The organism is Pseudomonas sp. W4I3, from assembly GCF_030816195.1.
GTDB lineage: Bacteria > Pseudomonadota > Gammaproteobacteria > Pseudomonadales > Pseudomonadaceae > Aquipseudomonas.
Genome location: NZ_JAUSXS010000001.1, coordinates 2,146,429 through 2,167,791 on the forward strand (window position 1 = coordinate 2,146,429; position 21,363 = coordinate 2,167,791).

A 21,363-nucleotide genomic window follows, 5' to 3' on the forward strand; every position below is an offset into this window, starting at 1 on the left:
CGTCGCTGGAGGTGCTCTTCCGCGGTCCAGGAGGCCGCCATGTATCGACGACTGCTGCTCACTGCATTACTCGGCCTGACCCTTTCAGCCTGCGTGCCCTACTACGATGGAGGCGCCACTTACTATCGCTCCGAGGTGTATACCGCACCGGCACCTGCCTATTACTACGGCGGCCCTCGCTATTACGGGCGCAACTACTACACGCCGGCGCCGCGTTACTATCCGGCCCCGCGCTACTACTCGGCGCCGCGTTATTACCAACCCGCGCCACGTTATTACCCAAGGTCTGCCTACCGGTCGTATCCGAACCAGGGTTGGGGAGGAGATCGCTGGAGCAATGGCGGTCACGGACGGGGCGGCGAGCGTGGCGGTGGGCATGGTGGCCACCGCTGAAGAAAGGCTTTGTACCCAGCGGCGCATGATGCGCCGCTTTTTTTCGTCTGTTATTTTTAGATACTGTCAGATTTAACAGCTATCTTTGCGGCTCAAGATGTATTTCACTGCGCAAAACACGGTGTGCCTGTCGAAGGGAGCCTTCTATGTCCAAACACCTTATTTGTGCGTTTTTATTGTTCGGCTGCGTCATCGACCAAGTGTGTGCGAAGCAGTTTTGTCCGGACAAATCCATGATCCGCAACGTCAATGGCTACTTTCAATACCAGCGTGATGGAGTGCTCTGGCAAGGACCCAAGATTGACCCTAACGAATACATAAACGGCTTTCTTGGCGCTGTGTTCGCGCCAGAGAAGGGGGCTGATCGGAAAGTCGGCTACGTGGAAAGGTGTGTTTATAAAAACCACCGTGAAGAGCTGGTTGTCCTGCGCCCGTGCTTATCTCGCGGTGTGAACAGCATGTCGCTGACCGATAGTTTGCATTGGGCGCTCGGCGAGAGTTCATTCGATCAGCCGGTTTATGTGTGCCAGGACAATCAGCCGGATAACTGCGCATTCACGGTCAACGATTCGCGCCTATGAACTGTCAATAATCGGATAAGTCTGCCAGAGGATTCCTACCCTCCCAGGCTTTATCGAAATGCCGCCTGCACCACCGCCTCTGGAACGGTGTTGATGTCCGGCCAATGCCAGTGCGGTGTCTGGTCCTTGTCGATCAACCGCGCCCGTACCCCTTCGGCGAATTCCGGATGGCGGCAGCAATTGAGGCTCAGGGTGTACTCCATCTGGAACACTTGGGCCAACGACAGGTGGCGAGCCCGCCGGATTTGCTCCCACACCAGATGGGCGGTCAGCGGGCAGCCTTCGCTCAGTGTCTTGCCGGCGCGAGCCAGCAGCGGATCAGCGTGATCACGCAGCAGCGCCAACGCACGCCAGGCGCAGCGTACGTCACCTACATCCAGCCAGTTGTCGATCTGCCCGCGGCGTGGCAACCATTGCGCTTCGGATTGCTGGTCGACGGCTTCCTGGGCCAGGGCCTTGAGCAAGCTGTTGAGCTGCATCGCGGTCTGTTCCTGCCAGTTCAATTGCAGCAGGCCGTCGAGCAATTCGTCTTGCTGGTCATCGCGCAGGAAGCGGTCGGCCAGGCCCAGGTCCAGGGCGTCGCGACCATTGATATGGGCGCCGGTCAGACCCAGGAACAACCCGAGCTTGCCAGGCAGGCGCGACAGGAACCAGCTGGCGCCCACATCCGGGTACAGGCCGATACTGATTTCCGGCATCGCCAGACGACTGGTCGGCGTCACGATTCGCACGGACGCGCTTTGCAGCAGCCCCATGCCGCCGCCCAGTACATAGCCGTGGGCCCAACAGATCAGCGGTTTGGGGTAGGTATGCAGGCGATAATCGAGGCGATACTCCGCAGCAAAGAATTGCGCGGCCAGGGCGGGCACTTCACCGGGTTGTTCACGACAGGACTGCGCCAGGCTGCGGACTTCGCCACCGGCGCAAAAGGCCTTGGCGCCGTTGCCGCGCAGCAGTACGCAGACAATGTTCGGATCCTTGGCCCAGGCATCCAGGCGTTCGCTCAAGGCCTGGATCATCGGCAGGGAGAGGGCGTTGAGGGACTTTTCAGCGTCGAGGCTGGCGACGCCGATGCGGGCGCCACCACTGCCGGTCAGCTCTTCGAAGTGCAGGTTCATTGGGACCTCAGTCGAGAAGGTGAAGGATCAGTATGATCGCTTGGCGGGAAACTGCCGCTGATGCGTCGGATCAATTGACAAGCGGGGTCGGCTTTCCTAGGGTGCGCCCATTCTTTTTAGATGATGAACCCACCATGACCGAAGGCGACCGTATCAAACTCGAACCCAGCTGGAAACACGCCCTGCGCGATGAGTTCGAGAAGCCCTACATGGCCCAATTGCGCGAGTTCCTGCGCCAGGAACATGCGGCCGGCAAGGAGATCTACCCGCCCGGCCCGTTGATTTTCAACGCCCTCAACTCGACGCCGCTGGACAAGGTCAAGGTGGTGATCCTCGGCCAGGACCCGTACCACGGCCCCGGCCAGGCCCACGGCCTGTGCTTCTCGGTACAGCCTGGCGTGCCGACGCCGCCGTCGCTGGTCAATATCTATAAAGAACTCAAGCGTGACCTGAACATCGACATCCCCAATCACGGCTACCTGCAAAGCTGGGCCGATCAGGGCGTGCTGATGCTCAACACCACCATGACCGTGGAACGCGCCAATGCCAATGCCCATGCGGGCAAGGGCTGGCAGTTCTTTACCGACCGGGTCATCGAAGTGGTCAGCGAGCATCAGCCACATCTGGTGTTTTTGTTATGGGGCGCCCATGCCCAGAGCAAGCAGAAACTGATCGATGCAACCAAGCACCTGGTGCTGACGTCAGTGCATCCATCACCATTGTCGGCGTATCGCGGCTTCCTGGGCTGCGGGCATTTCAGCCGCACCAACAAGTTTCTCGAGCAGAATGGCGAGACGCCGATCGAGTGGCGGTTGCCGCCTATCTAAAAGCTGCGCAATTCAAAATGTGGGAGGGGGCTTGCCCTAATGCCAGTCAGTTAAGCGAAAGTAGTTCACTGTAGGAACGAGCTTGCTCGCGAAAAACTTCCAGGCAACACGTTCATTCTGGATAAACGCGGGAGGCCTGAGTTCTTCGCGAGCAAGCTCGCTCCTACAAAAAGCTTTAACTGTACAGCGCCATCGGGAGCAAGCCCCCTCCCGCCTTTGAACTGCGGTAAGTATTCAGATTGTTTCCGGCCGGCGGTTCCACTGCCTGAACAGCGGCTCCGCCAGAAACAGCACGAACAACAAACGCATCACCTGCATCGCCGTCACTAACGGCACCGACAGTTGCAACGTCTCGGCGGTGAGGCTCATTTCAGCAATGCCGCCGGGCATCATGCCCAAGGTGAGTGAGCGCGCGTCCAACAGTGTCAGGGCGCTCAAGGCCGCGGCCGCCAAGGTCGCCAGCGCCATGGTGAGTGCGGTGCCGACCAGGGTGCGGGCCATGAACGAAGGCGCGCGGCGGAAGAACTGCCGGTTGAAGTGGCAGCCCAGGCCGCTGCCGATCAGCCATTGGCCGATCTGGCTGCCGCCGTCGGGCAGGCCGATGTGCAGGTCCCACCCAACGCTGGCGGTCGCGCTCACCAGCAACGGCCCGAACAGCCAGGGGTTGGGCTGGCGCAGACGTTGCCATCCCCAGGCAACCAGCGCGCCGAGGGGAAACAGCACGGCCAACCATGCCCAGCTCACGGGCGCCGGATGAAACTGCGGCGCGCCAGTATCCAGCAGATACTTGAAGATCGCCGGCACGCACAGCACCACCGCCAGCACGCGCAAACTCTGGCCCGCCGCGACACGGCTGAGCACCGCGCCATTGCGTGCGCCGAGGTTGACCATCTCACCGGAGCCACCGGGCATGCTGGAGAAAAACGCCGTGGCGCGGTCTTCACCGCTGCGGCGCATCAACCACACGCCGACCACGCTCGATAAACTGGTCACCAAGGCACCGAAGAAGATCAACCCAAAGTGGCTCATCACCTGTTCGATCACCATCGGCGTGAAGTGCAGGCCGATGCCGATGCCCACCACCCATTGGCCGCATTTGCGCCCGCCGGGAATTTCGGCCAACTGCCACGGCGTCAGGCAACGCACCAGGATGATCGCCAGTAACGAACCAACCATGTAGGGCAAAGGCCAGCCGACGAGGCTGGCCAGGAAACCGCCGGCCAGGCCGACCAGCGGTGTTCCCCACCATTGCTTGAAGGTGACGTCAGACATCGGCCACGGCACGACGCTGCAAGGCACGTTTGCGGTAGATGCGCACCAGCGGGAACATCAACATCAGCGCGGTCAGCACCCAGACGCCAAAGGTGATCGGGCTCGACCACAAGATGTCCAGCGCACCGTTGGAGATCGACAGCGCCCGGCGCAGGTTCTGCTCCATCAGGCCGCCGAGGATAAAGCCCAGCAATACCGGCGACAGCGGGAAGTCCAGCTTGCGCAGGATGTAGCCGAAGATGCCGATACCGACCATCAGGAACAGGTCGAACGTGGTGGCGTGAACCGCGTATACACCAATCGCGGTGATGATGGCGATCACCGGCACCAGCGCCCAGTTCGGCACGGCGAGGATACGCGTGAAGATGCGGATCATCGGGATGTTGAGGATCACCAGCATGATGTTGGCGATGAACAACGACGCGATCAGGCCCCAGACGATGTCCGGTTGTTGTTGAAACAGCAGCGGGCCGGGCGTGATGTTGTACAGCGACAGGGCGCCGATCATCACGGCGGTGGTGCCCGAGCCGGGTACGCCCAGGGTCAGCATCGGTACGAGCGCGCCGCAGGCGGATGCGCCGATCGCGGTTTCCGGGGCGGCCAGGCCCCGCATGTCGCCCTGGCCGAATTTGCCGCTGGCGCCGGCCAAGCGTTTTTCGGTCATGTAGGCCACGGCGGACGCCAAGGTAGCACCGGCACCCGGCAATACGCCCATGATGAAACCGAGCAAGCCGCAGCGGATATTAACCACGAACACCGCACCGGCTTCCTTCAGGTTGAACATCATGCGTCCGGTGGCCTTGACTGCTTCCTGGCCACGGTGGGTTTTTTCCAGCAGCAACAGGATCTCACTGATGGAAAACAGGCCCAGTACCAACACCACGAACTGGATGCCGTCGGTAAGGTGGATGTTGTCGCCGGTAAACCGATACACGCCGCTGTTGGCGTCAATGCCCACTGCGGAGAGGAACAGGCCAATCAGCGCCGCGACGAAGGTCTTCAGCGGCTTGTCGCCCGCCATGCCGCCTAGGCACACAATCGCGAACACCATCAGCACGAAATATTCCGCCGGGCCGAAGGCAATTGCCCATTTGGCCAGCAGTGGGGCAAACAGCACCATGCCGCAGGTGGCGATAAAGGCACCGATGAACGAGCTCCACGCCGACAGTGACAGCGCCACGCCAGCCAGGCCTTTGCGGGCCATCGGGTAGCCGTCGAGGGTGGTCATCACGGTGGAGGCTTCGCCCGGAATATTGAGCAGGATCGAGCTGATACGGCCGCCGTATTCGCAGCCCAGGTACACCGCTGCAAGCAGGATCAAGGCCGACTCGGGCGGCAGGCCCAGGGCGAATGCAATGGGGATCAACAGTGCCACGCCATTGATCGGCCCCAGGCCCGGCAACAGGCCCACCACGGTGCCGATCAGCGTGCCGCACAGGGCGGTCACCAGGTTGTACGGGCTCAGCGCGACGCCGAAGCCCTGGCCCAAATAGCCAAAAGTATCCATATCAGTTCTCCAGTACGTCGAGCAGTCCGAGGGGCAGCGGCACATCCATGGCTTTGTCGAACAGCAGGTACAGGCCGATGGCCATCAGGCCGACGATCACCACGCTGGGCAGCCAACGTCCGCCGTACAGGCGCGCCATCGGGATACCGATCAGCATGCTGCTGAGGATGAAACCCAGCGATTCGAAGGTGGCGGCGAACACAATCAGCAGCGTGACGCAAATGCCGATCTTGATCAGCGTGTCGCGGTCCAGCGCCGGTTCTTCTTCGGTGTGCTTGGTCGGCTGCGGGCGAAACAGCATGTAGATCAGCGCCAGGCTCATCAGCCCGAGCATCAGCAGCGGATAGGCGCGGGGCCCGACCGGCTCGTAGGAAAACGCCGCCTGATAAGGCCAGGCCATCAGGGCGAGGCCGGCGCAGGCCAGCAGCAGTATGGCGGCAAAAATGCGTTGTGAGAGCATAGTGAACTCCTGGGCCACGCCGCTTGTGTAAGCGGGCGTGGCCGCGCGAAAGAGGTGGGCGTTTACTGGATCAGGCCGAACTCTTTGGCCAGCACTTTGTAGTCAGCCACCTGTTTTTTCACGTAGGTGTCCAGTTCCGGGCCCGTCATGGCGAACGGGAACAGCTCGCGCTGGTCACGCAGCTTGGCGAACTCGTCGGAGGCCAGCAGTTTGTCGAACGCTTCTTTCCACCAGGCATAGTCGGCATCGCTGACTTTTGGCCCGAGGTAGAACCCGCGCACCACTGGCCAGACGATGTCGTAGCCTTGCTCCTTGGCGGTCGGGATGTCCTTCATTTCCGGCTCGTCCAGGCGCTGTTCGGAGAACACCGCCAGCAGGGCGCATATCACCGCTGAGGATGTGGGGCATGGAGTCGGAGATGTCGGTACTGCCTACCTGAATGTGGCCGCCGAGCAGCGCGGTCGCGATTTCGCCACCGCCTTCGAGCGCGACGTAACGCAGCTCGCGCGGGTTGATGCCCGCGGCCTTGGCGATCAGGGCGGTTTGCATCCAGTCCTGGCTGCCGACCGTGCCGCCGGAACCGATCACCACGCTGCCAGGATCTTTCTTCAAGGCTTTTACGAGATCGTCGAGGTTCTTGTAGGGTGAATCGCTTTTCACCGCGATGGCACCGTAACTGGTGCCCACCGCCGCGAGCCAGCGTACGGCGCTTTCATCGAAGCGACCAAACTTGCCTTGGGCCAGGTTCAGCAACGAACCACTGGACCAGGCCACCAGGGTTCCGGCATCGGCAGGGCGCTGCGCGACCACCGCGTTGTAGGCCACGGCGCCCACGCCGCCTGGCATGTAGGTCACGCGCATCGGCTTGCTCAGCAGCTTCTCGTTGACCAGCGCGCTTTGCACCAGTTTGCAGGTCAGGTCAAACCCACCGCCTGGCGAGGCCGGGGCGATGCACTCGGGGCGCTTGGGCTCGTCGGCCGCCAGTAGTTGGCCGGCAAACAGCATGCAGCCGGCGGTGAGTGCAAATTTACGCAGTGAAAGGGTCATGGTGATCTCCATCTTGTTGTTATGAGTGGCTTACCAGAGTGCGATGCTGTACCTGGCGTTGCGCGAGCGCATGGCCATACGCTTGAACGTGCCGCTTTGCACCGTCATGTCAGTCATGGTTGAAGTACAGGTTGCGAGTTTCCAGGGGCGCACCACCGTCTTCGGAGACGGCAGCCTGGCCAAACGGCGAAAAGCCGGCAAGGGTAGAGCGGTGTGAGCGAGGCGGGAATTATGAACAGGCGGGCAAGCCTGGGGCTGTGTCGACAGCATCGTGGTGCACTCCGTTATTGTTCTTATTTTGGCGAAAACGCATCGAGGCGTTTTTCGGGCGCTACGGGTGAGGTAGCTGGGCGGGCGTAAACCACCGTAGCTGGATGCTAAAGGGCGAAGCTTTCACTAACCTTTCAGTTGCCTTTCAATGTTTTCGGGCTTCACAGGGCAGGTTGCGCCTGTAAACTGCCCGCCAAAGCGTGGCGTTGACCACTCCTGAACGAGGTAGAAATCCATGCGCGTCCTTCTGGTTGAAGACCATTTGCAGCTCGCCGAAAGTGTCGCCCAGGCGCTCAAGAGCACGGGTTTGACCGTCGACGTGCTGCACGATGGCGTGGCTGCGGACCTGGCCTTGAGCAGCGAGGACTACGCGGCGGCGATTCTCGATGTGGGGCTACCGCGCATGGATGGTTTCGAGGTGCTGGCGCGCTTGCGGGCCCGCGGAAAAAACTTGCCGGTGTTGATGCTGACGGCGCGCAGCGATGTCAAAGACCGCGTGCATGGCTTGAATCTGGGGGCCGACGATTACCTTGCCAAACCGTTCGAGCTGACGGAACTGGAAGCGCGGGTCAAGGCGCTGCTACGGCGCAGCGTGCTGGGCGGTGAGCGCCAGCAGGCGTGCGGCGTGCTGGTTTACGACCTCGACACGCGGCGCTTCACGGTCGGTGGCGAATTGCTCACGCTGACCTCCCGCGAGCAAGCGGTGCTTGAAGCACTGATCGCCCGGCCCGGCCGCGTAATGAGCAAGGAGCAACTGGCTTCGCAGGTGTTCGGTCTCGACGAAGAAGCCAGCCCCGACGCGATCGAAATTTACGTGCACCGCCTGCGCAAGAAACTCGACGGCCAGCCCATCGCCATTGTTACCTTCCGTGGCCTGGGCTACCTGCTGGAAGCCCGCGATGCATAAGCCCAGCAGCCTGCGTTGGCGCCTGCTGTGGAACCTGGCATTGCTGCTCGTGCTGCTGATGCTTGCCAGCGGCATGAGTGCCTACTGGAATGGTCGCGAAGCGGCCGACACCGCCTACGACCGCACGCTGCTGGCCTCGGCGCGCACCATTGCCGCCGGCTTGACCCAAGTGGACGGCACGCTCAGTGCCAACGTGCCCTACGTGGCCCTGGACACCTTTGCCTACGACAGTGCCGGGCGTATCTATTACCAGGTCAATGACATCGACCAAAAGCTGATATCCGGCTACGAAAATCTTCCCGGTCCGCCGCCCGGCACGCCGCGCACGGATGATTACCCGGCCCTGGCGCGGTTCTACGACGCCGTGTACCAGGGCCAGCCGGTGCGTGTGGTGAGCCTGCTCAAGGCCGTCTCCGAGCCGAACATGAACGGCATGGCGGAGATCCGTGTGGCGGAAACGGACGAAGCGCGCGTCGCCATGGCCCGCAGTCTGATGGCCGACACCTTGTTGCGCCTGGGCATGCTTGCCATTGGTGCGCTGTTGCTGGTGTGGTTTGCCGTCAGCGCGGCGCTGCGTCCGCTGGAGCGCCTGCGCACGGCGGTGGAGGAACGTCAGCCTGACGACCTGCGACCCTTGCCGCTGGTGGAGGTGCAGGATGAGTTCGGCCCGCTGGTGCGTTCTCTCAATCATTTCACCGAACGCCTGCGCGGCCAGTTCGAACGCCAGGCGCAGTTCATTGCCGACGCCGCCCACGAGTTGCGCACGCCTCTGGCCGCGCTCAAGGCCCGCCTGGAGCTGGGCCTGCGCGCCGAAGAACCGGCCACGTGGCGCAGCACCCTGGAAACCGCCGCCCAGGGCACCGACCGTCTCACTCACCTGGCTAATCAGTTGCTGTCCCTGGCCCGCATCGAAAACGGCGCCAGGGCCATTGCCGAAGGCGGCGCGCAGTTGCTCGACCTCAGTCAATTGGCCCGGGAACTGGGCATGGCCATGGCGCCGTTGGCCCATGCGCGGGGTGTTGCCTTGGCATTGGAGGCGGACGAGCCGGTGTGGCTGCGCGGCGAGCCGACGCTGCTCAATGAGCTATTGAGCAACCTGGTGGACAACGCGCTGGCTCATACCCCACCGGGTGGTAACGTGATTTTGCGGGTGACGGCGCCGGCGGTGCTGGAGGTAGAAGACGATGGTCCGGGTATCCCGCTGGATGAGCGGGACCGGGTGTTCGAGCGTTTTTATCGGCGCAGTCAGCAGGGTATGGGGTCGGGCCTGGGGCTGGCGATTGTCGGGGAGATCTGCCGTGCGCATCTGGCGCAGATCAGCCTGCATGACGGCGAGTCAGCGGGGTTGAAAGTGCGAGTGAGCTTTATCGCTGGTTGATCAGTAGAACATCGAACGTGCTTCGTCCAGCTCAAGACGCAATGTCTCGCTGTAGGGATCAATCCGCAGTTTTTGCATGGCCGGCACCAGGGTCACGTCGACTTTCGCCAAGGGGTGTTCGGTGTTGTGGTGACAATACAGCACGGCGATCTGCACCAGGTCGATGTAGTCGAGCTGGGCGCTGTCGCGTTCCAGGCTGAGGTACTGGCCCGGCAGTTTTGCCAGCATTTCAGGGAAGTCCCAGCCACCGAGCAACTTGTCGCCCAAAACCGGGTGAATGCTGTCGATCACGTGGTTGAGGCTGACCGGGTCGGACAGCAGCTCGTAATGGTCTTCGGCGTAGGTGAGGATCGGCAGCACGCCGATCTGGTGCACCAGGCCGCCCAGAGCCGCCTGGTCCGGCTTGAGATGGCTGTACCGGCGACACAAGGCATAGCTGACGCCCGCCACCTCCAGACTGCGGCGCCACACATCGCGCATTTTCTGTTCTACCACCTCGGAGCGGGCGTGGAAGATCTGCTCCATGACCAGGCCGATGGCCAGGTTGCTGCTGTAATTGGTGCCGAGCCGTGTGATGGCTGTGTGCAGGTCGGTGACTTCCTGGGTCGCCCTCAGCAACGGGCTGTTGACCACTTTGATCAGGCGCGCCGACAGCGCGGTATCGCGACTGATCACTTTACTCAAGTGGCTGATGCTGATTTCCGGGTCTTCGGCGGCCTGACGAATTTTCAGGGCCACCTCCGGTAATGTCGGCAGAACCAGGTCATCGTTGTCGATGGCCTTCATCAAAGCCTGTTGGACTTTTTCCGCCAGCTTGTTCATTCATGCTCTCTAGGGGTGCTACAAAAAAGTGCGGCGGTTAACGCTGGATCTCGCGGTCACGATCCAACGGGTAGGGCAGGTCGAGCATTTGCAGGCCGGGGCCTTCCAGGCTGCCCAGGCGCACGTCGCCATGGTCGGCAGCTTCGGCTTGCAACACGGCGAGAAGTTCAATGGACTGGTCGGCTTTTGCCGCAATGACCACTTCGCCGACCGAACTGTTATGGCTGGGGGAAAACAGCGCGGTGCCCGGTTCGGGTAGCTCGGCGGCTGCCAGGCTCAGGCGGTAGAGTCGGCGTTTGAGCTTGCCCAGGTACTGCATGCGCGCAACGATTTCCTGGCCGGTGTAGCAGCCTTTCTTGAAGCTGACACCGCCCACGGCTTGCAGGTTGAGCATCTGCGGGATGAACAGTTCGCGGGTCTGTGGCATCACCTGACCGATGCCGGCGCGGATTTGCGCCCAGCAGCCATTCGTTCAGATCGGCTTGCGGCAGGGTTGCCGCTAATTGGTTGCGCAGTTGGTCGGCCTGTTCGGCGGGCGCCCAGAGTTCGGCGCGGCCAGGCGATACGCGGATGGCGATCAGCGCCTCGGTGCGCGCTACGCTGTCAGTCTCGACCGGTAACGCCAGGCCAAGCGCGGACAGGGCCTGGTCGGCATTTGCCAGGCCGAAACGCACCCAGGCGGCGCTTTCGTCGGTGAGTTTGGATTTGGAGAACACTGCGTATTTCTTCAGGTCCGCCAGTTGCGGTTCGAGCAGTTCGCTGGCCATGGCCAGCAACACGCCGTCACCTTGTAACAGGATGCGAAAACTCGACTGCATCCGGCCTTTTTGCGTGCAGCGCGCGCCCAGGCTGGCCTGGGTGTCACTCAGGTAATTGAGGTTGCAGGTCAGTTGGCCCTGCAGGAACTTGGCAGCGTCAGCGCCGCGGACGGCAAGAACGCCTTCATGGGTCAGTGGGCAGAAAAAAGCAGAGTCGGCCATGGGTCATCGCAGGTTAAAAAGTCATAGGTGCATCATAGAGGGGCGCCCGGCAAATGCATAGTTTCCATGGGGCGCGACCAAAGCCGACTGTTCCGGTGCCGTCGTGCCTGTATACTCGCGCTCTATTTGAGGAGCGCTCCATGGTCGAAGATGTAGAAATCAATCGCCTCTACTGGCACAGCCGTCGCGGCATGCTGGAATTGGACGTGTTGCTGGTGCCTTTCACCAAAGAAGTCTACGCGACGCTCAACAAGGTCGATCGCGACCTTTACGTACGGCTGCTGGAATGCGAAGACCAGGACATGTTCGGCTGGTTCATGGAGCGCGCCGAATCGGAAGACCCGGAACTGCAGCGCATGGTTCGGATGATCCTGGATCGTGTCCAGCCCAAGTAACCGTTTCGAATGCCGCTGGCAGGCCTCCCGGCTGTTGCTGGCGGCGTATCTGTTTGCCCAGCTGTTCGCGTTGGGTGCCTGCCTGGCTGTCGACCTTCCTTTCGCCTCCCTGGGCATGCTGGTGTGCGTGGCCCATGCCGCCTGGGTGTTGCCGCGGCATGTCCTGCTGACTCACCGCTCGTCGGTGCAGGGCCTGCGCCGCGACGATGACGGCTGGCAATTGTTCAGCGCCGAACGCGGCTGGCACAGCGTGCAGTTACGGCCCGACAGCCTGGCGCTACCGCTGGTGGTAGTGCTGCGTTATCGCGTGCAGGGTGAGCGCTGGGTGCGCTCGACATGCATGCCCCGCGATGCGCAGACCGCCGATATGCACCGGCGCCTGCGCGTACGCTTGAAGTTCAGTCGCCGTAGGTGGCTGGCACCAGAATAGTGTCGCGGGCCTCGGGCAGCATCTGCGGGTAGTCGAGGGTGTAATGCAGGCCGCGGCTTTCCTTGCGCTCCATGGCCGAGCGAATCATCAGCTCGGCGACTTGAGCCAGGTTGCGCAGTTCGATCAGGTCGCGGCTGACTTTATAGTTGCTGTAAAACTCGTCGATTTCATCCAGCAGCAAACGCACCCGGTGCTGTGCCCGTTGCAGGCGCTTGTTGGTGCGCACGATTCCCACGTAGTCCCACATGAAACGCCGCAGCTCGTCCCAGTTGTGCGCGATGATCACGTCTTCGTCCGAATCCGTCACCTGGCTGGCATCCCAGCGCGGCAGGGCGGCCGGCACCGGGACGCGCGGCAATTGTTCAAGGATGTCCGCCGCCGCGGAACGCGCGTACACAAAGCATTCGAGCAACGAGTTGCTGGCCATGCGATTGGCGCCGTGCAGGCCGGTGAAGCTGGTTTCGCCGATGGCGTACAGGCCGGGCACGTCGGTGCGGCCATGCTGGTCGACCATCACGCCGCCGCAGGTGTAATGCGCGGCGGGCACCACCGGGATCGGGCCTTTGGTGATGTCGATGTTGAAGGTCAGGCAGCGTTCGTAGACGGTGGGGAAGTGCGTCTTGATGAAGGCTTCCGGTTTGTGGCTGATGTCCAGGTAGACGCAGTCGATGCCCAGGCGTTTCATTTCATGGTCAATGGCGCGGGCGACGATGTCGCGCGGCGCCAGTTCTGCGCGTGGGTCGAAGCGTTGCATGAAGCGTTCGCCGTTGGGCAACTTCAGGTGCGCGCCTTCACCGCGCAGGGCCTCGGTGATGAGGAAACTCTTGGCTTGGGGGTGATACAGGCAAGTGGGGTGAAACTGGTTGAATTCCAGGTTCGCCACTCGGCAGCCCGAGCGCCAGGCCATGGCAATGCCGTCACCGCAGGCGCCGTCGGGGTTGCTGGTATAGAGGTAGACCTTGGCTGCCCCACCGGAGGCGAGAATGGTGAAGCGTGCGCCGTAGGTGTCGACTTCGCCGCTGGTGCGGTTGAGCACGTAGGCGCCGAGGCAGCGCTCACCGCTGAGGCCCAGGCGCTTTTCGGTGATCAGGTCAACGGCCACGCGTTGCTCCAATAACTCGATGTTGGGGCGTTGGCGGGCCTGGTCGAGCAAGGTCTTGAAGATCGCGGCGCCGGTGGCGTCGGCGGCATGGATGATACGGCGGTGGCTATGGCCGCCTTCGCGGGTCAGGTGAAACTCGAAACCGCCATCGTCGTTGCCTGAATGCTCGTCGCGTGTGAAAGGCACCCCCTGGTCGATCAGCCATTGGATGGCTTCGCGGCTATGCTCGACCGTGAAGCGCACCGCGTCCTCATTGCACAGGCCACCGCCGGCATTGAGGGTGTCTTCGACATGGGACTGTACGGTGTCGGTGTCGTCCAGCACGGCAGCGACGCCGCCCTGGGCCCAGAATGTAGAACCGTTGGCCAGGTCGCCTTTGCTCAGTACGGCAATACGCAAGTGGCTGGGGAGGGTCAGTGCCAGGCTCAAGCCGGCGGCGCCGCTGCCGATCACCAGAACATCGTGTTGAAACTGTTGGCTCATTGAATGGATTCCGCAAAAAGCGATCCGAAGAGGAGGCGCAAGCAGGACGCCTGGATCGGCGAATCAAAGGGGCACACGGGCCACTAGTATATAGAGGGGTGGAGCGGCACAATAGCCAGGCATTCGTGGCATTGTGAGATTACGGTGCACAGCTTTGGTTAAACAGCCAGTCAGCGAGCGGGAACTTTTTGCATAAGCCCCGACTCAATAGCAGGTTGCCCGAAAGCTGGGAAAACGTTGAGTTTATTGGCCCGTCGGGAGCATTGGACGCGTCAGAAGACCGGCGACAAGATTATTCGCGCAGCCGGCGTTGCCTGAGCTGCGTTTTTCGTGTGTGCCAAATCAGTGCGTGCCGGAAACTTGCTTGAAGGGGGAGAACTTTTGCGAAAAGCCCGAGTCTATGTTTGCAAGCCTGATCGTTTAGTTATGCAAGCCTCCTTCGAGCACAACGAGGAGTGTTCATGCTAACCCAGGAAGAGGATCAGCAGCTGGTCGAGCGCGTACAACGCGGCGACAAGCGAGCATTTGATCTGCTAGTGCTGAAATATCAGCACAAAATTCTCGGGTTGATCGTGCGGTTTGTGCACGACACCCATGAAGCGCAGGACGTTGCACAGGAAGCCTTTATCAAGGCTTACCGTGCACTGGGCAATTTTCGCGGTGACAGTGCGTTTTATACGTGGCTGTACCGCATCGCCATCAACACGGCGAAGAACTATCTGGTGTCTCGCGGCCGCCGCCCACCAGACAGTGATGTCAGTTCAGAAGATGCTGAATTCTACGATGGTGATCACGGCCTCAAAGATCTCGAGTCGCCGGAGCGAGCATTGCTGCGCGACGAAATCGAGGGAACCGTTCATCGAACAATTCAGCAACTGCCAGAAGATTTACGTACGGCGTTAACTTTACGTGAATTCGATGGTCTGAGTTATGAAGACATTGCGAGCGTCATGCAATGTCCGGTGGGGACTGTAAGGTCACGGATTTTCCGGGCCCGGGAAGCCATCGACAAAGCCTTGCAACCGTTGTTGCAGGAAAACTAAAGACAGCGGCGACAGCCAAGAGAGGAACCGCCATGAGTCGTGATGCCCTGCAGGAATCGCTGTCCGCAGTGATGGATAACGAAGCGGATGAACTGGAACTTCGTCGAGTGCTCAACGCATTTGATGATGCCGAAACCCGTGATACCTGGTCTCGTTACCAAGTCGCTCGGGCGGTGATGCACAAGGATCTTCTAATCCCTCGTCTGGATATTGCTGCGGCCGTTTCTGCCGCGCTGGCCGATGAAGCCGTTCCGGCAAAAGCTGCTCGTGGTCCATGGCGTAGCCTGGGTCGTCTGGCAGTCGCTGCTTCGGTGACCGTCGCCGTACTGGCAGGTGTTCGTCTGTACAACCAGGACGAAATTGCGGGTGCCGAACTGGCCCAGCAGACTCAGCAACCGGTCATGGCCGGTCCGCAGGTCAAAGGCCCGGCTGTACTGGCTGGCTACAAGGAAAGCTCTGATACCGCTGGCCCTATGGCTAACGGTGTACTCCAAGGGCAATCCGGATGGCAGGATCAGCGTCTACCAGGCTACCTGCGCCAACACGCACAGGAAGCGGCCGGGAAGAATGCTGAAAGTGCTCTGCCATACGCTCGCGCAGCAAGCCTGGAAAACCGCTGAACCGCTAAGGAGCCCTATGCGCGCCATACCGCTCCTTACGCTTTTGCTCAGTAGTTGGTTTGCAGTACCCGCCCATGCCGATGACGCCCAAGACTGGCTGATTCGACTTGGGCGTGCAGAGCAGCAGCAAAGCTTTCAAGGTACGTTCATCTACGAGCGTAACGGTAGTTTTTCTACCCATGACATCTGGCAACGTGTCCAGAATGGACAGGTTCGCGAGCGGCTATTGCAGCTTGATGGCTCTGCTCAGGAAGTCGTGCGAGTAGACGGTAATACCCAATGTGTAAGCGGCACTCTTGTGGCCGGCATGGGAAACTCCCGTGACACTGCTTCACGTTCGCTGGACCCGCAAAAACTCAATCAATTCTATGACTTGGCCATCATTGGCAAATCTCGCGTGGCCGGTCGTAATGCGGTGATTGTTTCGATTACCCCGCGTGACCATTACCGTTATGGTTTCGAACTCCACCTGGATCGTGAGACGGCATTACCGCTCAAGTCGTTGCTACTCAGCGAGCAGGGTCAACTGCTGGAGCGCTTTCAATTCGTTCGATTGAATACGTCCGCAATTCCCTCTGATCGCGATTTGCAGCCCAGTGGTGAATGCACGCCGGTTGCGGTTGGCCGCGGCAAGGCAGCGCAAGCAACCGCTTCCAATGCGTGGCACCTGGATTGGTTGCCCCCTGGCTTTGAGCTGACCAACAGTACATCTCGCAAAGATCTACAGACCAAGTCCACCATCGACAGCTTGATGTATGACGATGGGCTCGCACATTTCTCGATATTTCTTGAATCGACCGAAGGCGCAAGCGTGCCGGAGACCCGCACTCAGCTTGGACCTACGGTTGCGGTGTCTCGGCACCTGAATACGGTGGACGGCGAAATGATGGTAACCGTAGTGGGGGGGAAATCCCAATCGGCACTGCCGAGCGCATCGCGTTGTCGGTTCGCGGTGAAAAGAACGCAGCCAAGCCGTGAGTCGTTAATCCAGTGTTCATCCTGATGTTGCACGCTGCGCCATGTTGCACGCTGCGCCCATGTCAGAGCGCGTACCGAGAGCATGAAATGTCTGGATCAGCATTTTCACTTGCAAAAAATCCGTATGTTTTTTATAGGTCAGGGCTTCTCGGCCCTGGCCTTGTTTTGTTCGCGGAACATGAAGAGTCGGTCGCGTTTCCGGCGTCTTTTTGAACCCTGTCGCTCAACCCTGCTCGTCGTAACGGGAGCTGTATGTCGATACCACGTTTGAAGTCTTACCTATCCATAGTCGCCACGGTGCTGGTGCTGGGTCAGGCCGTGCCCGCGCAAGCGGTCGAGCTGCCTGACTTCACCCAACTGGTGGAGCAGGCCTCACCTGCGGTGGTGAATATCAGTACCACGCAGAAGTTGCCGGATCGCAAAGTTTCGAACCAGCAGATGCCTGACCTTGAAGGCCTGCCGCCGATGCTGCGCGAGTTCTTCGAACGAGGCATGCCGCAACCGCGCTCGCCGCGTGGTGGTGGCGGTGGGCAGCGCGAAGCACAGTCTCTGGGTTCCGGGTTCATCATCTCGCCTGATGGTTATATCCTGACCAACAACCACGTGATTGCCGATGCTGACGAGATCCTCGTGCGCCTGGCCGATCGCAGTGAGTTGAAAGCCAAGCTGGTCGGCACCGACCCACGTTCCGACGTGGCCTTGCTGAAAATCGAAGGCAAAGACTTGCCGGTGCTCAAGCTGGGCAAGTCCCAGGACCTGAAAGCGGGCCAATGGGTGGTGGCGATCGGTTCGCCGTTCGGGTTTGACCATACCGTCACCCAAGGCATCGTCAGCGCCATTGGCCGCAGCCTGCCCAATGAAAACTATGTGCCGTTCATCCAGACCGACGTGCCGATCAACCCGGGCAACTCCGGTGGTCCGTTGTTCAACCTGGCGGGCGAAGTGGTAGGGATCAACTCGCAGATCTACACCCGTTCCGGTGGTTTTATGGGGGTGTCTTTCGCGATTCCGATCGACGTGGCCATGGACGTCTCCAATCAGCTCAAAGCCGGTGGCAAAGTGAGTCGCGGTTGGCTGGGCGTGGTGATTCAGGAAGTGAACAAGGATCTTGCAGAGTCTTTCGGTCTCGATAAGCCGGCAGGCGCGCTGGTCGCGCAGATCCAGGATGACGGCCCGGCTGCCAAAGGTGGCCTGCAGGTTGGCGACGTGATCCTGAGCATGAACGGCCAGCCGATCATCATGTCGGCCGACTTGCCGCATCTGGTAGGCGCGCTCAAGGCCGGCAGCAAAGCCAAGCTGGAAGTGATTCGTGACGGCAAGCGTCAGAATGTCGAACTCACCGTCGGCGCAATCCCGGAAGAGGGCGCGACCCTGGACGCCCTGGGTAACGCCAAGCCAGGTGCGGAGCGCAGCAGCAACCGCCTGGGCATTGCCGTGGTTGAGCTGACTGCCGAGCAGAAGAAAACCTACGACCTCAAGAGTGGCGTTGTAATCAAGGAAGTTCAGGACGGCCCAGCCGCGTTGATCGGCCTGCAGCCGGGCGACGTGATCACCCACCTGAACAACCAGGCAATCGATAACACCAAGGAGTTCACCGACATCGCCAAGGCGTTGCCGAAGAATCGCTCGGTGTCGATGCGCGTGCTGCGTCAAGGGCGTGCGAGCTTCATCACCTTCAAGCTGGCCGAGTAACTTTCCAGCCCAATAAAAAGCCCCGCTATCGGTAAACGATAGCGGGGCTTTTTTGTGGGCGATGGGTTTAGCTCATCATCCCTTTCACCAGGCGTTCCTGCTCAATCAACTCACGCTGGCGCGCATCGATTCGCGAGGACAACGGGAAATTATTGCCGGCGCGACGCTTGGCAAAGTCCAACTGCTGAATGGCCTGCTGGAAGTCGCCCACCAAGGCGAAATACTCGGCGCGTGCCTGGTGCAATCCAATGATGTTGCCCGACAAGCCGCGCGTTTCGGCGACCTGATACCACACGTCTGGATCATCCGGGCGCGACTTGAGCAAGCCATCCAGGGCTTTTTCCGCATCAGCCGTACGGTTCTGCTTCAGCAACAGGTCTACGCGGACCTGGTTCAGCGGATAGTTGCTCGGATACTGGGTAAGCATGCGGTCAGTGCGTTGTTGTGCGTCCGGCATGCGATTGCTGGTGATATCCAGCTCGATCTGCGCCAGGTTGTAGGTGATATCGTTGGGCGATTTGGCCAGCAACGGCGCCAGGCTTTCCCGCGCTTCCTTGAGCTGTGTGCCTTTGATCTGGGCGATGGCCAGGCCATAGCGCGCCACATCGTTCTTCGGATTCTCGTCTAGCTGTGCCTGGAAACGCTTGGCGGCGAGGCCTGGCGTGTCTTCGTACTTCAACTGCACCCGCGCGCGGATCAGTTGATAGCGCAGGCTGTCTTCCTTTCCACCGGGTTTGGCCTGCTCGGCGCGGTTACGGGTGTCGGCGATCCGCGATTCTGTCACCGGGTGAGTCAACAGAAATTCCGGTGGTTTGGCGTCGAAGCGATACTGGCGCATCAGGCGCTCGAACATGGTGGGCATTGAGCGCGGGTCGTAGCCGGCTTTCTCCAGGTTGAGAATGCCGATACGGTCGGCTTCCTGTTCATTCTGCCGGGAGAATCGACGTTGCTCCTGGATCGCGGCGGCCTGGGAGCCGGCAATCGCGGCAATGCCTGCATCGCCAGCACCGGCTGCGGCAGCAATGATGCCGCCGAGCAGGGCCGCCATCATCGGGATCTGCATGCGCGACTGCGCTTCCACGCCTCGGGCAAAGTGACGCTGGGATAAGTGCGCCAACTCGTGGGCCAGCACCGATGCGTATTCGCCTTCGGTCTGGGCATTGAGGAACAGGCCACCATTGACCCCGACGATCCCGCCGGGCGCCGCGAAGGCGTTGAGCTGAGGGCTGTTGATCAGAATGAATTCCAGGCGCCGGTCATTGACCTGGCTGGTCTCCACCAGCTTGTACACGCTGGTTTCGACGTAATCCTTGAGCTGCGGGTCATTGAGCTGCGAGACCTGGCCCCGCAGGTAGGCCAGCCATGCGCGGCCCAATTGATATTCCTGTTGTGGGGAGACAATGGCAGAACTGGCGTCGCCGAGTGACGGCAGCTCGTCAGCGAAGGCCGGGGAGGCCAGCAGGCAGGCCAGCGTCAGCAGGGTAGGGCGCAAAAAATTCATGCACGAAGCCTTTCGACAAAGAGCTTACTGTAGCCGGACACTGAGCTTCGGACCAGATATTCTAAGCAGCTCAAATGTTTGCCTGGAGTAACACCATGACCGACGCTGTAGCCTTTGACGCCGAACTCGATGCCAGCGGCCTCAACTGTCCGTTGCCCTTGCTCAAGGCCAAGCTGGAGCTCAATCGACTGGCCAGCGGCGACGTACTCAAGGTGACCGCCACCGACGCAGGCTCCCAGCGCGATTTTCGGACCTTCGCCAAGCTGGCGGGCCATACGCTGGTCCAGGAAGACGAGGCAGCAGGTGTGTACCGTTACTGGTTACGCAAGGCCTGATGCCCGCTAGGTCAGGCCTTGTTCAGTGCCTGTGCCGCCGCCAGAACCGCGTCCACATGCCCGGGCACTTTCACGCCGCGCCATTCCTGGCGCAGTACGCCTTCGCTGTCGATCAGAAAGGTGCTGCGATCCACGCCCAAGTATTCCTTGCCGTATAGCTTTTTCAGCTTGATCACATCAAACAGCTGACATACCGCTTCGTCCTTGTCGCTGATCAGTTCGAACGGAAATGCCTGCTTGCCCTTGAAGTTCTCGTGGGACTTAACGCTGTCGCGCGAAACGCCAAACACTTCGGTATTGGCAGCCTTGAATGCGGCGTATTGATCACGAAAACCCTGGCCCTCGGTGGTGCAACCCGGGGTGCTGTCCTTGGGGTAGAAATAGATCACCACTTGCTTGCCCTTGAGGGCGGCAAGGCTGAAGGTCTGGCCGCTGGTGGCCTGGGCTTCGAAATCGGCTACGGGTGTGTCGATGGCTACCGGCATATATACGTCCTTACATGGGGTTCTGTGGGCGCCAAGGCTCGATCAGGGCGTCAAGGTTCAGGGCGTCGGCGAAATCCAGGAACTGGTCGCGCAACCAGCTGATCTGCACGCCGGCCGGCAAGGTCACGGTGAAGGTGGCGTTGAGCATGGTGCCGCCGGTTTGTGGCGCCTGGTAGGTGTCGCAGGTGAGGTTCTCCAACTCGACGTTGTGGTCGATGAAGAACTGGCACAGCTCGTTGACGATGTCCGAGCGATAGGCCGAACTGACATACGCCACGTAAGGCAAGGCCTGCGGGCGATTTTCCAGGGCTGCGCTGCGTACCACGTTAACGGTGAAGTCGTGCTTCTTGGCCAGGCCCGGCAGGCCGGTCTCCAGGCGTGCGAGGGCGTCCCAGCTGCCGGAAATTTGCAGCACCAGCGCACTGCACTCGCCATGGCGGGTCAGGCGGGAGGTCACCACGGCGCAGCGGTTTTCATGGCTGGCGCGGCACAGGACGTTGGTCAGCTCCATGGGGTTGGCGCCGAGGGCACTGATAACAAGGAATTGTTCGCGAACTGTGGGGGTGGACATGCAGCCTTCCTAAAGCGATGAGCGGTCGATACCGCCAGAGCTGTATCGATCAAAGGATCAAGGGTAGCGAAAACCATCGCCAAGGGCTAGGAGGTGGCGTTTTCATTACGTGAACGACCCGCTTGAAGTGGTGCCTAGGCCTAATGATGGCATTGCCTGTCGTTTA

General features: G+C 60.7%; 19 protein-coding genes and 5 pseudogenes. 12 read left to right on the forward strand and 12 right to left on the reverse strand.

The features are described from left to right. Positions 1–39: 39 nt before the first annotated feature. Complete coding sequence (locus QF045_RS09755) at positions 40–393, forward strand: hypothetical protein (RefSeq protein ID WP_306492018.1); 354 nt, start codon at positions 40–42, stop codon at positions 391–393. A 146-nt stretch (positions 394–539) separates the two neighbouring features. Then, entirely contained in the window at positions 540–974 is a 435-nt protein-coding gene (locus QF045_RS09760) for a DUF3757 domain-containing protein (RefSeq protein ID WP_306492019.1), read from the forward strand. Between the two features lie 4 nt (positions 975–978). Here the strand turns inward: QF045_RS09760 and QF045_RS09765 are convergent. Then, positions 979–2,092: pseudogene (locus tag QF045_RS09765) on the reverse strand (enoyl-CoA hydratase/isomerase family protein). Between the two features lie 134 nt (positions 2,093–2,226). Between QF045_RS09765 and ung the strand changes: the two are divergent. After that, entirely contained in the window at positions 2,227–2,919 is a 693-nt protein-coding gene (ung, locus tag QF045_RS09770) for a uracil-DNA glycosylase (protein WP_306492020.1), read from the forward strand. 234 nt (positions 2,920–3,153) lie between these two features. Here the strand turns inward: ung and QF045_RS09775 are convergent, their stop codons facing one another. The 5 genes and pseudogenes from QF045_RS09775 to QF045_RS09795 all read right to left on the reverse strand — a co-directional run. Beyond that, a complete protein-coding gene (locus tag QF045_RS09775) occupies positions 3,154–4,191 on the reverse strand; it encodes an AbrB family transcriptional regulator (protein WP_306492021.1) in 1,038 nt (345 codons plus the stop codon). Then, entirely contained in the window at positions 4,184–5,698 is a 1,515-nt protein-coding gene (locus tag QF045_RS09780; protein ID WP_306492022.1) for a tripartite tricarboxylate transporter permease, read from the reverse strand. Before QF045_RS09780 ends, QF045_RS09775 begins: the two co-directional genes overlap by 8 nt. Position 5,699: 1 nt before the next feature. Further along, the gene (locus QF045_RS09785) at positions 5,700–6,158 is read right to left on the reverse strand and encodes a tripartite tricarboxylate transporter TctB family protein (protein WP_306492023.1); all 459 of its coding nucleotides are present in this window, start codon (positions 6,156–6,158) and stop codon (positions 5,700–5,702) included. A 62-nt stretch (positions 6,159–6,220) separates the two neighbouring features. Then, positions 6,221–7,211: pseudogene (locus QF045_RS09790) on the reverse strand (tripartite tricarboxylate transporter substrate binding protein). A 106-nt stretch (positions 7,212–7,317) separates the two neighbouring features. After that, positions 7,318–7,475 (reverse strand): annotated as a pseudogene (locus QF045_RS09795) (outer membrane porin, OprD family); the annotation flags it as partial. A gap of 235 nt (positions 7,476–7,710) precedes the next feature. Between QF045_RS09795 and QF045_RS09800 the strand changes: the two are divergent. Together QF045_RS09800 and QF045_RS09805 are read left to right on the forward strand one after the other, a co-directional pair. Next, complete coding sequence (locus QF045_RS09800) at positions 7,711–8,382, forward strand: response regulator (protein ID WP_306492024.1); 672 nt, start codon at positions 7,711–7,713, stop codon at positions 8,380–8,382. Further along, positions 8,375–9,760, forward strand: a complete 1,386-nt coding sequence (locus QF045_RS09805; RefSeq protein ID WP_306492025.1) for a sensor histidine kinase — start codon at positions 8,375–8,377, stop codon at positions 9,758–9,760. The genes QF045_RS09800 and QF045_RS09805 overlap by 8 nt, the downstream gene beginning before the upstream one ends. Here the strand turns inward: QF045_RS09805 and QF045_RS09810 are convergent, their stop codons facing one another. Then, positions 9,761–10,582 (reverse strand): HDOD domain-containing protein, encoded by an 822-nt coding sequence (locus tag QF045_RS09810; RefSeq protein WP_306492026.1) that lies wholly within the window; start codon positions 10,580–10,582, stop codon positions 9,761–9,763. A 37-nt stretch (positions 10,583–10,619) separates the two neighbouring features. Next, positions 10,620–11,562: pseudogene (locus QF045_RS09815) on the reverse strand (folate-binding protein YgfZ). A 140-nt stretch (positions 11,563–11,702) separates the two neighbouring features. Between QF045_RS09815 and QF045_RS09820 the strand changes: the two are divergent. Then, a complete protein-coding gene (locus QF045_RS09820; protein ID WP_049709510.1) occupies positions 11,703–11,957 on the forward strand; it encodes a succinate dehydrogenase assembly factor 2 in 255 nt (84 codons plus the stop codon). Then, on the forward strand, positions 11,941–12,387 hold the full coding sequence (locus QF045_RS09825; RefSeq protein WP_306492027.1) for a protein YgfX: 447 nt from the start codon (positions 11,941–11,943) through the stop codon (positions 12,385–12,387). Before QF045_RS09820 ends, QF045_RS09825 begins: the two co-directional genes overlap by 17 nt. Here the strand turns inward: QF045_RS09825 and nadB are convergent. Beyond that, entirely contained in the window at positions 12,356–13,972 is a 1,617-nt protein-coding gene (nadB, locus tag QF045_RS09830) for an L-aspartate oxidase (protein ID WP_306492028.1), read from the reverse strand. The genes QF045_RS09825 and nadB overlap by 32 nt on opposite strands. 461 nt (positions 13,973–14,433) lie before the next feature. Between nadB and rpoE the strand changes: the two genes are divergently transcribed. From rpoE to QF045_RS09850, 4 genes and pseudogenes are all read left to right on the forward strand, one after another. Beyond that, positions 14,434–15,015 (forward strand): RNA polymerase sigma factor RpoE, encoded by a 582-nt coding sequence (gene rpoE, locus QF045_RS09835; protein ID WP_003172477.1) that lies wholly within the window; start codon positions 14,434–14,436, stop codon positions 15,013–15,015. 32 nt (positions 15,016–15,047) lie between these two features. Next, positions 15,048–15,635: a sigma-E factor negative regulatory protein gene (locus QF045_RS09840; RefSeq protein ID WP_124385582.1), complete on the forward strand. Its 588-nt coding sequence runs from the start codon at positions 15,048–15,050 to the stop codon at positions 15,633–15,635. A 16-nt stretch (positions 15,636–15,651) separates the two neighbouring features. Then, positions 15,652–16,613 (forward strand): annotated as a pseudogene (locus tag QF045_RS09845) (MucB/RseB C-terminal domain-containing protein). Positions 16,614–16,865: 252 nt separating this feature from the next. Continuing rightward, entirely contained in the window at positions 16,866–18,305 is a 1,440-nt protein-coding gene (locus QF045_RS09850) for a DegQ family serine endoprotease (protein ID WP_306492029.1), read from the forward strand. Positions 18,306–18,372: 67 nt separating this feature from the next. Here QF045_RS09850 and QF045_RS09855 read toward each other — a convergent pair whose 3' ends face one another. Continuing rightward, entirely contained in the window at positions 18,373–19,806 is a 1,434-nt protein-coding gene (locus tag QF045_RS09855) for a M48 family metalloprotease (protein ID WP_306492030.1), read from the reverse strand. 95 nt (positions 19,807–19,901) lie between these two features. Between QF045_RS09855 and QF045_RS09860 the strand changes: the two genes are divergently transcribed. After that, on the forward strand, positions 19,902–20,141 hold the full coding sequence (locus tag QF045_RS09860; protein ID WP_306492031.1) for a sulfurtransferase TusA family protein: 240 nt from the start codon (positions 19,902–19,904) through the stop codon (positions 20,139–20,141). An 11-nt stretch (positions 20,142–20,152) separates the two neighbouring features. Here QF045_RS09860 and QF045_RS09865 read toward each other — a convergent pair whose 3' ends face one another. Both QF045_RS09865 and QF045_RS09870 read right to left on the reverse strand, forming a co-directional pair. Continuing rightward, positions 20,153–20,626 (reverse strand): peroxiredoxin, encoded by a 474-nt coding sequence (locus QF045_RS09865; protein ID WP_306492032.1) that lies wholly within the window; start codon positions 20,624–20,626, stop codon positions 20,153–20,155. Positions 20,627–20,636: 10 nt separating this feature from the next. Beyond that, positions 20,637–21,197, reverse strand: a complete 561-nt coding sequence (locus QF045_RS09870) for a glycine cleavage system protein R (protein WP_003189463.1) — start codon at positions 21,195–21,197, stop codon at positions 20,637–20,639. Positions 21,198–21,363 lie beyond the last annotated feature (166 nt).